The 13,082-nt window shown below is 68.9% G+C and carries 10 protein-coding genes and 1 tRNA gene; 7 read left to right on the top strand and 4 right to left on the bottom strand.

Annotated features, from left to right (window positions below; genetic code table 11):
- Positions 1–74: 74 nt before the first annotated feature.
- Both Dvina_RS42695 and Dvina_RS42690 read right to left on the bottom strand, forming a co-directional pair.
- Positions 75–950 carry a hypothetical protein gene (locus tag Dvina_RS42695; RefSeq protein ID WP_223096269.1) on the bottom strand — a complete coding sequence of 292 codons (876 nt, stop codon included), beginning with the start codon at positions 948–950 and terminating at the stop codon, positions 75–77.
- Between the two features lie 6 nt (positions 951–956).
- Positions 957–2,228, bottom strand: a complete 1,272-nt coding sequence (locus tag Dvina_RS42690; protein ID WP_223096267.1) for a sensor domain-containing phosphodiesterase — start codon at positions 2,226–2,228, stop codon at positions 957–959.
- A gap of 67 nt (positions 2,229–2,295) precedes the next feature.
- On the opposite strand from Dvina_RS42690, the gene Dvina_RS42685 reads away from it, so the two are divergent.
- Positions 2,296–3,114 carry a spermidine synthase gene (locus Dvina_RS42685; RefSeq protein ID WP_223096265.1) on the top strand — a complete coding sequence of 273 codons (819 nt, stop codon included), beginning with the start codon at positions 2,296–2,298 and terminating at the stop codon, positions 3,112–3,114.
- A 14-nt stretch (positions 3,115–3,128) separates the two neighbouring features.
- On the opposite strand, the gene Dvina_RS42680 is transcribed toward Dvina_RS42685, so the two are convergent.
- Positions 3,129–3,205: transfer RNA gene (locus tag Dvina_RS42680), tRNA-Leu, on the bottom strand.
- 107 nt (positions 3,206–3,312) lie between these two features.
- Here Dvina_RS42680 and Dvina_RS42675 point away from each other — a divergent pair.
- The 5 genes from Dvina_RS42675 to Dvina_RS42655 all read left to right on the top strand — a co-directional run bounded on the left by Dvina_RS42675 (position 3,313) and on the right by Dvina_RS42655 (position 8,110).
- Positions 3,313–3,900 carry an ANTAR domain-containing response regulator gene (locus tag Dvina_RS42675; protein ID WP_390891082.1) on the top strand — a complete coding sequence of 196 codons (588 nt, stop codon included), beginning with the start codon at positions 3,313–3,315 and terminating at the stop codon, positions 3,898–3,900.
- Positions 3,901–4,050: 150 nt separating this feature from the next.
- The gene (locus tag Dvina_RS42670; RefSeq protein WP_246656660.1) at positions 4,051–5,322 is read left to right on the top strand and encodes a branched-chain amino acid ABC transporter permease; all 1,272 of its coding nucleotides are present in this window, start codon (positions 4,051–4,053) and stop codon (positions 5,320–5,322) included.
- Between the two features lie 10 nt (positions 5,323–5,332).
- On the top strand, positions 5,333–6,331 hold the full coding sequence (locus tag Dvina_RS42665; protein WP_223096259.1) for a branched-chain amino acid ABC transporter permease: 999 nt from the start codon (positions 5,333–5,335) through the stop codon (positions 6,329–6,331).
- Entirely contained in the window at positions 6,321–7,307 is a 987-nt protein-coding gene (locus Dvina_RS42660; protein WP_223096257.1) for an ABC transporter ATP-binding protein, read from the top strand. Before Dvina_RS42665 ends, Dvina_RS42660 begins: the two co-directional genes overlap by 11 nt.
- A complete protein-coding gene (locus tag Dvina_RS42655; protein WP_223096256.1) occupies positions 7,304–8,110 on the top strand; it encodes an ABC transporter ATP-binding protein in 807 nt (268 codons plus the stop codon). The genes Dvina_RS42660 and Dvina_RS42655 overlap by 4 nt, the downstream gene beginning before the upstream one ends.
- Before the next feature lie 240 nt (positions 8,111–8,350).
- On the opposite strand, the gene Dvina_RS42650 is transcribed toward Dvina_RS42655, so the two are convergent.
- Entirely contained in the window at positions 8,351–9,562 is a 1,212-nt protein-coding gene (locus Dvina_RS42650; protein ID WP_246655685.1) for an ABC transporter substrate-binding protein, read from the bottom strand.
- Between the two features lie 343 nt (positions 9,563–9,905).
- Between Dvina_RS42650 and polA the strand changes: the two genes are divergently transcribed.
- A complete protein-coding gene (gene polA / locus Dvina_RS42645; RefSeq protein ID WP_246655684.1) occupies positions 9,906–12,599 on the top strand; it encodes a DNA polymerase I in 2,694 nt (897 codons plus the stop codon).
- The last annotated feature ends 483 nt before the right edge of the window (positions 12,600–13,082 follow it).

Raw genomic sequence — 13,082 nt, 5'->3', positions numbered from 1 at the left:
TGGGAGCATGTCACCAGGGCTCACAGCGTGCAACCGGCCTAAAGCTGGCTTAAAGAAGCGTCACCGCGCCGTTGTCACATCTGCGTGTGGCCGGCCGCGCAGGCATCGATGACCGGCTTGAACGCGGCGACCTCGGCATCGGTGATCTTGAGTTCCGTGTACAGCAGGGGGCCGCCGTCGAGGCTCACCCACGCCGGGAACACGTACGGCTTCTTGATCTCGGCCAGGGCGTGCGGGGTGCAGCGCTCGCCGTCCACGATGATCGGGATGCGGACCTCGTCGGTGCCCGGCTGGAGCACGGCGTACGGCTTCGGGGTGGCCTCGCGCTGCGGCGTCGGCAGCACCTCGAGCAGGATCGAGCCGACGAACTCCTGCAGCGTGATCGTGCCCTTGAAGCCGGTCCGCTTCACGATGACGGTGCCGTCGACCCAGCCGCTGGGCAGGTGGGTCCAGGGGCCGAAGGTGAACGTCGCCTGGCGGTCGAGGTACGCCTGCTGGCAGTCGATGGCGAGAAGCTTGTCGAGCATCGGGTTGGGGTCGGCGACGGGCACCGTCACGTCGGTGACCCGGCCGTCCTCGGTCTGCACGCGCATCTCGACGGTGGACGCGGCGGCGCGCGGCTTGAGGTCGTCGCCGGTGCAGATACCGGTGCCGTAGGACACGGGGACGTCCACCTGCAGGCCGCCCGGCGGCAGCCAGGCGTCGGCCTTCACCGGGCCGGCGCCGTCCTTGAACGACGGGGCCTTGAGCTCGAGCTGCTGCACGACGAGCTTCGCCGGGCCGTCGTTGTGCATGGAGATCTGGACGGTGTGCCGGACCTCGTCGACGCGGCCCTGGGTGAGCTCGACGCGCACCTTGAGATCGGGCTTCTGGGGTTTGTCGGGTTTGCCGGACCCGCAGCCGCTCAGCGCCAGGGCAAGGATGGCTACCAGCGCCGTGAGCCGCTTCATGAACGCCTATGTTGGCACAATCCACTGCAGGAGCGCACGGGCCGCGTCCAGGACGAGGCCGCGGTCGTAGGTCAGCGCGTAGGTGAACCGCCGATGCATGTCGGGGCCGGTGTCGGCCAGGTCCCGGGCCACGAGGGCGCCGGCGAAGTGCGGGCCGACCACGATGACGTTCCACTCGCCGCGCAGCGGGTCGTCGGCCGCGAGGGCGATCCCGCGGACGCCCGGGACCGGGGCGCTCGGCAGATCGGTGCCGAGCACGGTGACCAGAGCGGCGTCGCGGGCGAGCGCGGTGTACCGGCGGGCGGTCAGCGCGGTGAAGTAGCGCGCCTCCTGGAACGAGGCCAGCAGCATCGGCGGCTCGTCCGGGTCCCGGGCCTTCGCCTCCAGGTAGTGGCTCAGCGGCAGCAGCATCCGCTTCGTGGCCTCGGCGGTCGGCCGGCGGGCGGCGACGAGCTCGTAGGGTGTGCGCCCGCCCGGGGCCGCGGGCGCGGCGACGAACGGGACGGTGGCCGTGCCGGCGCGGCTGCGCACGTCCGGCGGCAGCGGGCCGGGGCGGCCGAAGAGCCAGCCCTGGCCGAGCGTGGCCCCCATGCCCAGGGCGGCGTCGAGGTGCGCGCGGGTCTCCACGCCCTCGGCCAGCAGGGCGGCGCCCGCGCGCTCGGCGTAGGCGACTATCGCGTTGACGACCCGGGCCGCCTGCGGGCCGGCGGGGCGCTGGGTCAGGTGCTGATCGATCTTGACGATGTCCGGGTGTACGAACGGCATGACCGACAGCGAGGCCGGCTCGGCGCCGACGTCGTCGAGGGCCACGCCCCAGCCCGACCCGCGGCACGCCTCGGCCGCGGTCAGCAGGGCCGACGGGTCATCGCCGATGGCCCGCTCGGTCATCTCGACCACGACCCGCAGCCGCAGCTGGGCATCGAGGATCGTCGGGGCCAGGTCCGGCGGGCACGGCTCGCCGAGCGCGGCCGTCTCCGCGTTGACGAACAGCGTCAGGCCGAACGGCAGGCCGCCGTCGAGGGCCGCCCGGTAGGCCGTCGCCCGGCACACCCAGTCGAGCTCGGCCAGCCGCCCGCGCTCGGCGGCCGCCTCGAACAGCGCCAGCGGCTCCTCCCACGGCGTGCCGGCCGGGCCGCGGGTCAGCGCCTCGTAGCCGGCGACCTCGAAGCGCCGGTGGTTCCAGGAGTCGAGCCGGACGATCGGCTGGAAGACGGTGGTGACCGCACGGGCGTCGATGACGTCGTCGACCGTGCGGATGACGATGGTGCGGCCCTCCATGTCCGCTGATTCGGCGCGCCCTGCCTCCAGCTGAGGGTTTCGCCGTTACCGGGTAGGTTGTGCCCCAATGGGAAGCTGGCGGGAGATCATCGAGGGCATTGCCGAAAACGGGGAGTACGGCGCGGCCCGGCTGGTGCGTGACCCGCGACGCAAGGGCGGCTGGACGCTCCTCGTCGAGGAGGTGCAGCAGTCGTACGTCGACATGGAGAACCCGGCGCACCTGTTCTTCGAGTACACCCGCCGGCTCGGCTCGGTCGTCGACGCGGCGTTCCCGGAGGGCGAGCCGATCCGGGTCCTGCACCTGGGTGGCGGGGCGTTCACCATGCCGAGGTACGTGGCCGCGACCCGGCCCGGCTCCGAGCAGCTGGTCGTGGAGCGGGACCGCCGGCTGGCCGCGTTCGTCCAGCGCATCCTGCCGCTGCCGCCGGAGGCCGGGATCGACCTGCTCTTCGGCGACGCCCGGGAGACCGTGGCGGAGCTCGACGCGGGCTCCTACGACCTCATCATCGGTGACGTGTACGACGCGGCGCAGATGCCCGAGAGCGTCTCGGATGTAGATTTCGCGGCCGCCGTGGCCCGGCTGCTGGCCCCCGGCGGGGTCTACGCGCTGAATGTGGCCGATCTCGCACCCCTGGCGTTTTCCCGGGCCCAGGGAGCCACACTGCGCACCGCGTTCGCCGACCTGTGCCTGATCGTCCGGCCGGAGCTGCTGCGCGGCCGGCGGTTCGGCAATGTGGTCTTCGCCTGCGCGGTGGAGCCCGATCGCCTGCCGATCGCCCGGCTGGCCGCGCTGGCCGGGCGGGACCGCCAGCCGGCCCAGGTGGTCACCGGCACGAATTTGGACCTGCTCATGGAGGGCGCGCAGCCGGTCCACCGGCAACCGTGACGAAAGCGGACGTTTGGTGCCCCGGGTGGGATTCGAACCCACACTGTCGGAGGTTTGAGCTCCGTTCCTCTGCCGATTGGGATACCGGGACGAGTACGCCGCACTAGGGTACCCACTACTCTGATCGCGACGGTAACCACCGTCGGTGGAGTCGGATCGGATCGGGAGAGGCTTGTGGCCGAGGCACAGAGCCGGCGGGTGCTCATCGCGGAAGACGAGGCGCTGATTCGTCTCGACCTGCGGGAGATGCTCGTCGAGGAGGGCTACGACGTCGTCGGCGAGGCCGGCGACGGCGAGACGGCTGTCCGGCTCGCCGAGGAGCTCAAGCCCGATCTCGTCATCCTGGACATCAAGATGCCGATCATGGACGGCCTGGCCGCGGCGGAGAAGATCGCCGGCGGCCGGATCGCGCCGGTCGTCATCCTGACCGCGTTCAGCCAGCGGGACCTGGTGGAGCGGGCCCGGGCGGCGGGCGCCATGGCCTACCTCGTGAAGCCGTTCCAGAAGAGTGACCTGGTCCCGGCGGTGGAGATCGCGGTGTCCCGATACGCGGAGCTGTCCGTGCTCGAGTCGGAGGTCGCGACGCTTACGGAGCGGCTGGAGACGCGCAAGGTGGTCGAACGGGCCAAGGGGCAGCTGATGGCGACCTACGGGATGAACGAGCCACAGGCCTTCAAATGGATCCAGCGCACCGCGATGGACCACCGCATGACCATGCGGGAAGTAGCCGATCGGATCATTGCCGAAACCGCCGGCGGAAACAGTGCTGTAACGCCTGAGTCCTGACCTTTTAGCTGCTTGCTCTGTATCGAATAACGGCTTGATAACAGCGCACAAATGGCTTGTGCCCCGGGCTATGATCCGCCAGTCCCGAGGACCGGGATGCACAGCCAGTAACCGTTGATTCGAGGAGCACCATTGCGTAGAGCCGTGATCATGCTCACGGCCTTCCTGGCCTGCGTGATGCTCGCCTTCGGCATCGGCGCCACGAGCGCCTGGGCCGAAGGGGAAGCGCTGCAGGGAACGTTGAAGAACGGCGACAAGCCCGTCGCCGGAGTCAAGATCAACGCGTTCACCCAGGACGGCGCGCCCGCGGGCACCGCAACGTCAGACGCCGATGGCAAGTGGAGTATCCCGGTCACCGGGCCCGGCGACTATCGGGTCGACCTCGACCAGTCCACGCTCCCGGCGGACGTGGTCCTGACGAACAACCGGCCGAGCCTGACCCCGTCGGTCGCCGACGGCCAGGCCCGCAACGTGCTGTTCCCGCTCGGGCCGAAGGGCGGTGCCGGATCGAACCAGCCGGGTGCGCCCGCGAAGCCGTCGAGCTTCGACAGGTACGCCGACCTGCTCTACACCGGCCTTCACTTCGCGCTCATCATCGCCCTGGCCGCGCTCGGCGTCTCGCTGATCTTCGGCACCACGGGTCTGACCAACTTCGCGCACGGTGAGCTGGTGACCTTCGGCGCGCTGATGACCTTCCTGTTCAACGTCACCATCGGGCTGCCGCTGGTGCTCTCCGGCCTGATCGCCGTCGTGATCGGCGGTGCGGTCGGCTACCTGCAGGACCGGGTCTTCTGGGGCTGGCTGCGCCGGCGACGCACGAACATGGTCACGACGATGATCATCTCCATCGGTCTGTCGCTGGCCGTGCGGTACATCTTCCTGTACTTCTTCGGCGGCGAGACCCGCGCCTTCTCCGACTACAACGCCCAGCCCGGCGAGCACTACGGTCCGTTCACCATCGCGCCGAAGAACCTCGTCAGCGACGTCATCGCCATCGTGGCCCTCGTCGGCGTCTCCTGGGCCCTGCTCGGCACCCGTCTGGGCAAGGCGACCCGCGCGGTCGCCGACAACCCGGCCCTGGCCGCGGCCTCCGGCATCAACGTCGACCGCATCATCCGGCTGGTCTGGACGATCGGCGGCGGGCTGGCCGCGCTGGCCGGCGCGATCCTGGGCGCCTACCAGAACGTCGGCTACCAGATGGGCTTCCAGATCCTGCTGCTCGTCTTCGCGGCAGTCACGCTCGGCGGCTTCGGCACGGCCTGGGGCGCCCTGGTGGGCAGCCTCGTGATCGGCCTGTTCGTGCAGCTGTCGACGCTGTTCATCCCGTCGGAGCTCAAGACCGTCGGCGCGCTCGGGGTACTGATCGTGATCCTGCTCTTCCGGCCGCAGGGCATCCTCGGCCGCCGGGCGCGGATCGGTTAAGGGGGACACGATGAACTGGCAGTCAATCTTCAGCGTCTCGCTGGAATCAATCATCGGGTCCACGACTATTGCTTACGCGCTCGCGGCGATCGGACTCAACGTCCACTTCGGCTACACCGGCCTGCTGAACTTCGGGCAGTCGGCGTTCCTCGGCGTGGGGGCCTACGGCATCGCGATCACCGTCGCCACGTTCGGCCTGCCGTTCTTCCTCGGCGTCGGCATCGGCCTGGCCGCGGCGGTGCTGCTGGCCCTGCTGCTGGGCATCCCGACGCTGCGCCTGCGGGCGGACTATCTGGCCATCGTCACCATCGCGGCGGCCGAGATCATCCGGCTGTTCTACCGGGCGACCGACCTGCGCAAGTGGACAGGCGCCTCCGACGGCCTGCAGGGCTTCTCGCAGGACTTCTACGACCTGAGCCCCTTCCAGGGCAGCAGGGGCGTGAACATCGCGGACATCATCACGTTCACCGACCGTGAGCTGTGGGTCCTGCTGGTCGGCTGGGTCCTGGTGGCGCTGAGCTGCCTGGTCGTGTGGCTGCTCATGAAGAGCCCCTGGGGCCGGGTGCTCAAGGCCATCCGCGAGGACGAGGACGCCGTGCGCAGCCTCGGCAAGAGCGTCTTCTCCTACAAGATGCAGTCGCTCGTCCTCGGCGGCGTCATCGGCTGCCTCGGCGGCTTCGTCTTCGCCCTGGACCGCGCGGCGGTGCAGCCGGACACGTGGGGCACGGAGTTCACGTTCTTCGCGTACACCATCGTCATCCTCGGTGGTGCGGCCCGGGTCTTCGGCCCGGTCGTCGGCGCCTCGATCTTCTGGGTCCTGCTCGTGTTCATCGACTCCACGCTGTCGGAGGCGATCAACAACAAGGTGATCCCGACCTGGCTGATCACCGTCAACCAGGCCGGCTCGGTGCGGTACATCCTCGTCGGCATCGGACTGATCCTGCTGCTGATCTACCGCCCGCAGGGCATCTTCGGCGACAAGAGGGAGGTCATGCTCGATGTCCGCTGAGCCCATCCAGACGCCCGGCACGATCAACACGGCCAAGGAACGGGCGACGGCGGCACTGGCCGACATCCCGTGCGAGCCGGGCGTGCCGAAACCCGACCCGATCCTCGTCGCCGACAACGTGGTGCGCCGCTTCGGCGGCCTCACCGCTGTCGACGTCAAGCACGTCGAGGTCCAGCGCGGCTCCATCACCGCGCTGATCGGCCCCAACGGCGCTGGCAAGACCACGTTCTTCAACCTCCTCACCGGCTTCGACGCGCCGGACGAGGGGACCTGGACGTTCAACGGCAAGAGCCTTTCGGGTGTACCGGCCCACAAGGTCGCCCGTTCGGGGATGGTCCGCACCTTCCAGCTCACGAAGGCCCTGTCGAAGCTCAAGGTCATCGACAACATGCGGCTGGGCGCCACCGGGCAGAAGGGCGAGAGCTTCTGGAACGCCCTGATCCCGGGGCTCTACCGGCAGCAGGAGGCCGAGATCACCGCCCGCGCGGAGGATCTGCTCACCCGCTTCAAGCTCATCGCCAAGCGGGACGACTTCGCCGGCAGCCTCTCCGGCGGCCAGCGCAAGCTCCTGGAGATGGCCCGGGCGCTCATGGTGCAGCCCGAGATGGTGATGCTCGACGAGCCCATGGCCGGCGTGAACCCGGCCCTGACCCAGTCGCTGCTCGGCCACGTCAAGCAGCTGCGCGAGGACGGCATGACCGTTCTGTTCGTCGAGCACGACATGGACATGGTCCACGACATCAGTGACTGGATCATCGTCATGGGGCAGGGCGGCGTCATCGCCGAGGGCACCCCGGACAAGGTCATGGCCGACCCCCGCGTGATCGACGCCTACCTGGGTGCCCACCACGACGGTGCGGTCAAGACGGTGGGTGGCGAGGAGATCGACGCGGGCGACCTCGACGAGGGCGGCCAGGTGACCCTCATCGGCGCCGTCGACGAGCTCGACCGCGAGGACGGGAAGGACAAGTCGTGACCGAACCTTTCGACGACGAGGAAGCCGCGGCGCCGGTCAGCAACGAGATCATCGACCGCACCGAGCACCTGCAGAAGGCCGACGGTGCCGTACTGCGGGCCGACGACGTCTACGCCGGTTACCTGCCCGGGGTCAACATCCTCACGGGTGCCGACCTCTACGTGCACGACGGCGAGCTGGTCGGCATCATCGGCCCCAACGGCGCCGGCAAGTCGACGCTGCTCAAGGCCATGTTCGGGCTGGTCAACATCCGCTCCGGCGACGTGACGCTGCGCGGGGAGAAGATCACCAACCTGAAGGCCAACGCGCTCGTCGAGCGGGGCATCGGCTTCGTGCCGCAGACGAACAACGTCTTCGCCGCGCTGACGATCGAAGAGAACCTCCAGATGGGCACGTTCCTGCGGCCCAAGAAGTACAAGGAGCGCTTCGACTTCGTCACGCAGCTCTTCCCGACCCTGGCCGAGCGGCGCAAGCAGCGGGCCGGTCTCATGTCGGGCGGCGAGCGGCAGATGGTGGCCATGGCCCGGGCGCTCATGATGGAGCCGACGGTCCTGCTGCTGGACGAGCCGTCGGCCGGTCTGTCGCCGGCCCTGCAGGACGAGGTGTTCTTCCGGACCAAGCAGATCAACTCGACGGGCGTGACGGTCGTGATGGTCGAGCAGAACGCGCGCCGGTGCCTGCAGATCTGCGATCGCGGCTACGTCCTGGACCAGGGCCGCAACGCGTACACGGCCTCGGGCGAGGGGCTCATCAACGACCCGCGGGTCATCGAGCTCTACCTGGGGACGCTGGCCCGCGCGTAGACACTCTCGCATTCCGGTCCCGCGCCGTTCCTCTTTCCGGAGCGGCGCGGGACTTTTTGTCGTGCCGTATTTCACGACGTTTTTACCCGCCGGATCTTGCGCATTGCAATATTGCTGTCGATCTTGATAAGCCGCTTATTGTTCCGAGTGCGGAACGTTTCTCACTTTGCTGTTGCCGTGCATGGAACACGGAAAGGCCCCCGCCGCGGTGCGGCGGGGGCCTTTACGGCGCCGTCAGGCTCAGATCTTGCCGGCCTGGTACTTCACCGTCGGCAGGAGCTTGTTGTCCGGGCCGTAGGTGTAGACACCGATGGTGGCCTCGGCCGGGTCACCGGCGTCGTTGAAGGAGATCGGGCCGGAGAGGCCGTCGTAGTCGATGTCCTTCTTGGCCTTGATCAGGTCCAGGCACTGCTTGTAGGCGGTGCACTTCTCGCCGCCCTTGGAGACGGTCGTGAGGTGCTTGGCGATCTCGGCCGGGTTGTCGCTGCCGGCCTCTTCGGCGGCCAGGGCCGCGAGGATCACCGCGTCGTAGGACTCAACCGCGTAGTTGAAGTCCTTGAGGTCCTTGTTGACGCCCAGCAGACGCTGCTTGAAGTCGGCCTTGGTCTCGGCGCCGGGCTGGGTGCCCTTGTAGCCGTTGAGCGTGCCGGCCGGGAAGTCCTTCGAGTAGTCGGCGATGTTGCCGTCGACGAAGTACCACTTCTTGTTCTTCAGGCCCGCCTCGACCAGCTTCGGGACGATCTTCTTGGTCTCGTCGAAGCCGATGATGGCGATCGCGTCCGGGTTGGCCGTCTTGATCTGGCCGACCTCACCGCTGAAGTCCGCGGCCTTCGGGTCGTAGGTCACCGACGCCACGACCTTGCCGCCGCCGCTCTCGATCTCCTTCTTGGCGTTCTCGGCCAGGCCGGTGCCGTAGGAGTCGTTGAGGACCAGCATGCCGACGTTCGCGTTGCCGTCCTGGACGATCAGGTCACCCAGCACGCGGCCCTGGAGCGTGTCCGGGGGAGCGGTGCGGAAGTAGAGGCCCTTGTCGTTGTACGTCGTGAACGCCGTCGAGGTGTTCGCGGGCGAGATCTGCACGACCCCGGCGCCCGTGATCTTGTCGATGACGGAGAGCGAGACGGACGACGACGCGGCGCCGATGATGACGTCGGTCTTGTCCGTGAGCAGCTTGTTCACCGACTGGGTGGCGATGTCCGTGGAGGTGTCGCCCGAGTCGAGCTCCTGAATCTGAGCCGGCTTGCCCAGCACGCCGCCGTTGTCGTTGATCTCCTTGATCGCGACGTCGACACCGGCGAACTCCGGCGGGCCGAGGAAGGCGAGCGAGCCGGTCTGCGGCAGAATCGTGCCGATCTTGAGAACGCCGTCGCCGGCCTGCGCCGCGGCGCCGCCGCTCGTGGCCCCCGTGCTGGGGGTGTCGGCCTTGTCATCGCCACACGCACTAAGCGCCAAGCAGGCGGCGCTCAGCACGGCAACGGAGCGCCATCCGAGGTTGGGGCGGATCATCACCTGTCTCCTTTTTAACAGCGCGGTAGGCGAGGTTGCGCCTAGATGCCAAGACGCTGATAACGGCACAACCTAATGACAGTGCCCGCGTGGCACTAGGCCTTCGGCCCAACACGCCCAAGGAAGTTGCGCAGTCGTAATCTTCCTGTTCGCAACCGCAACGCGATTCGCATTGTCGCAAGTTTTTCGGCTGCGCCCCCCGACAAGGCGCACCGGTCGGGCGAATCGGACAAAACCGACTAAAGCCCCTCCGGATTTTTTGTCGTACCCCCGGACTAGGGTTGCGGGTGTGACGGGTTCGACTGACTCCAGGCTGTTGCTCCTCGACGGGCACTCGCTCGCCTATCGGGCGTTCTTCGCCCTGCCCGCGGAGAACTTCTCCACGGCGACGGGCCAGGTGACAAACGCCGTCTTCGGCTTCACGTCGATGCTGATCAACATGCTGCGCGACGAGCAGCCGACACACATCGGGGTGGCGTTCGACGTCTCCCGCAACACGTTCCGCCTCGAGCGTTACGCGGAGTACAAGGCCAACCGCTCCGCGACCCGGCCCGAGTTCGTCGGCCAGGTGCCGCTCATCAAGGAAGTCCTCAACGCGCTGCGGATCCCGTTCATCGAGAAGCCCGGCTACGAGGCCGACGACGTGATCGCCACCCTCGCCCGGCGGGCCGCCGCGGCCGGCATCCCGACCTCGATCATCACCGGCGACCGCGACTCCTTCCAGCTGGTCGACGACCTCATCACGGTGCTCTACCTGAAGCGCGGCGTCACCGAGATGGACCGCATGACGCCGGCCAAGGTCGAGGAGAAGTACGGGATTCCGCCGTCGCAGTACCGTGACAAGGCCGCCCTGGTCGGCGAGGACAGCGACAACCTGTCCGGCGTCCCGGGCGTCGGCGACAAGACCGCGGCCAAGTGGATCGTGCAGTTCGGCGGCCTGGACGGGATCATCGCCCGGGTCGACGAGATCAAGGGCAAGGCCGGCGAGAACGTGCGGGCCCACCTGGCCGAGGTCATGCGCAACTACGACCTCAACGCCCTTGTCGACGACCTCGAGCTGCCCGTCGGGCCCGAGGACCTGCGCTGGAAGGGCTGGGACCGCGAGGCGGTGCACCAGATCTTCGACTCGCTGGAGTTCCGGGTGCTGCGCGACCGGCTGTACCAGTACCTGGAGGCCGTCGAGCCCGAGGCCGAGTCCGGCTTCGACCTCAACGGCGAGGTGCTGCACGGCGGCGTCGGCGCCTGGCTCGCCGAGCACGCCCCGGCCGGCACCCGCACCGGCGTCGCCGTCTCCGGCAAGTTCGGCCGCGGCACCGGCGCACTCACCGGGCTCGCCGTGGCCGCCGCCGACGGCCCCGCGGCCTGGTTCGACCCGGCCGAGCTCGACGCGGACGACGACGCCGCGGTCGCCGCCTGGCTGGCCGCCGAGGACCGGCCCAAGGTCCTGCACGACGTGAAGCCGGCCCGGCTGGCGTTCCAGGCCCGGGGCTGGACGCCGCTCGCCGGGATCGTGATCGACACGGCCCTGGAGGCGTATCTCGCCCGCCCCGACCAGCGCTCCTACAACCTCGACGACCTGGCCCTGCGGTACCTGAAGCGGGAACTGCGCGTGGACGCTCCCGACACCGGCCAGCTGACCCTGGAAGGCCTCGGCGGCAACACCGGCGAGGCCGAGGAAAACCTCATGCTCCGGGCCCGGGCCACGCTCGACCTGGCCGACGCCATCGGCGAGGAGCTCAAGCGCGACGGCGACTCGTCGGACCGCCTGCTGGCCGAGGTGGAGCTGCCCCTCGTCGGCGTGCTGGCCGAGATGGAGCGGGCCGGGATCGCCGCCGACACCGAATACCTCAGCGAGCTGGAGTCCCAGTTCGCGGCCGGCGTGAAGAGCGCCGCCCAGGCCGCCTACGAGGTGATCGGCCGCGAGTTCAACCTCGGCTCGCCCAAGCAGCTCCAGGAGATCCTCTTCAACGAGCTGAGCCTCCCGAAGACCAAGAAGATCAAGACCGGCTACACCACCGACGCCGACGCCCTCCAGAGCCTCTACGCGCAGACCGAGCACCCGCTCCTGGCGCACCTCCTGCGCCACCGCGACGTCGCCAAGCTCAAGACCACAGTCGACGGCCTGCTCAAGTCCATCAGCGACGACGGGCGCATCCACACCACCTACTACCAGACGGTCGCCGCCACCGGCCGCCTCTCCAGCACCGACCCCAACCTGCAGAACATCCCGATCCGCACCGAAGAGGGCCGCCGCATCCGCCGCGCCTTCATCGTCGGCGCCGGCTACGAGACCCTGCTGACCGCGGACTACAGCCAGATCGAAATGCGCATCATGGCCCACCTGTCCAAGGACACCGCCCTGATCGAGGCGTTCAACTCCGGCTTCGACTTCCACGCCGCCACCGCGTCCTCGGTCTTCAACGTCCCCATCGACGAGGTCGTCCCCGACCAGCGCCGCAAGATCAAGGCCATGAACTACGGCCTCGCCTACGGCCTGTCCTCCTACGGCCTGGGCAACCAGCTCGGCATCACCCCCGCCGAGGCCACGGTCCTCATGGAGGAGTACTTCGCCACGTTCGGCGGCGTTCGCGACTACCTCCGCGAGATCGTCGCCCAGGCCCGCCGCGACGGCTACACCGAGACCGTCCTCGGCCGCCGCCGCTACCTCCCGGACCTCAACAGCGACAACCGCCAACGCCGCGAGATGGCCGAGCGCATGGCCCTCAACGCCCCCATCCAGGGCTCGGCCGCCGACATCATCAAGGTGGCGATGCTGCGGGTGGACGAAGCCCTGCGCGCGTCGGGCCTCAACTCACGGATGCTCCTGCAGGTCCACGACGAGCTGCTGTTCGAGGTGTCGCCGGGGGAGCGGGAGCCGCTGGAGGCACTGGTGCGGGCGGAGATGGGCGGGGCTTATCCGCTGGACGTACCGCTCGGCGTCTCGGTGGGGGTCGGCTCCGACTGGAACGCCGCGGACCACTGAGCCCGTCACCACGCCGGCGCTGAACCCCGGGGCAAGTGCGCGGCCGCGGGGCGGGGGAGTGTGTCCTCTTCCCCTCGGCCTGGGGCCATGCGGGGCCGGCTGGAGATGGTGGCTCGGTGTCGGGCCTTCGGAGCTTGTCGGGCAGCTGCGGGGACAGCTTCTAGCGCGCCGCCTTGGCGCAGCGGGCCGCCTGGACGGCTCTTCTTGACCGCTTGAGTCTTTCCAGCTGGGGCGGTTCTCAGCTGTTTGCGTCCGCCACCTTGGCGCGTACCCTCTCGGCTTGTCTCCGGCCGGTCGTATCCGGCTCTCAGCGGGTCACGGCGCGTAGCTCTCCGGTGCATGCCCCCTTGAGCGTGGTCCGCGGGCGTGGTTCGCGGGCGTGGTTCGCGGGCGTGGTTCGCGGGCGTGGTTCGCGGGCGTGGTTCGCGGGCGTGGTTCGCGGGCGTGGTTCGAAAAGTCGGGCGCTTCGCGCCGCGACTTTTC

The organism is Dactylosporangium vinaceum, from assembly GCF_019904175.1.
In the GTDB taxonomy this organism is placed as follows: Bacteria; Actinomycetota; Actinomycetes; order Mycobacteriales; family Micromonosporaceae; genus Dactylosporangium; species Dactylosporangium vinaceum.
The sequence above is the reverse complement of the archived record's forward strand: the minus strand, read 5'-3'. Positions and strand labels throughout refer to the sequence as shown.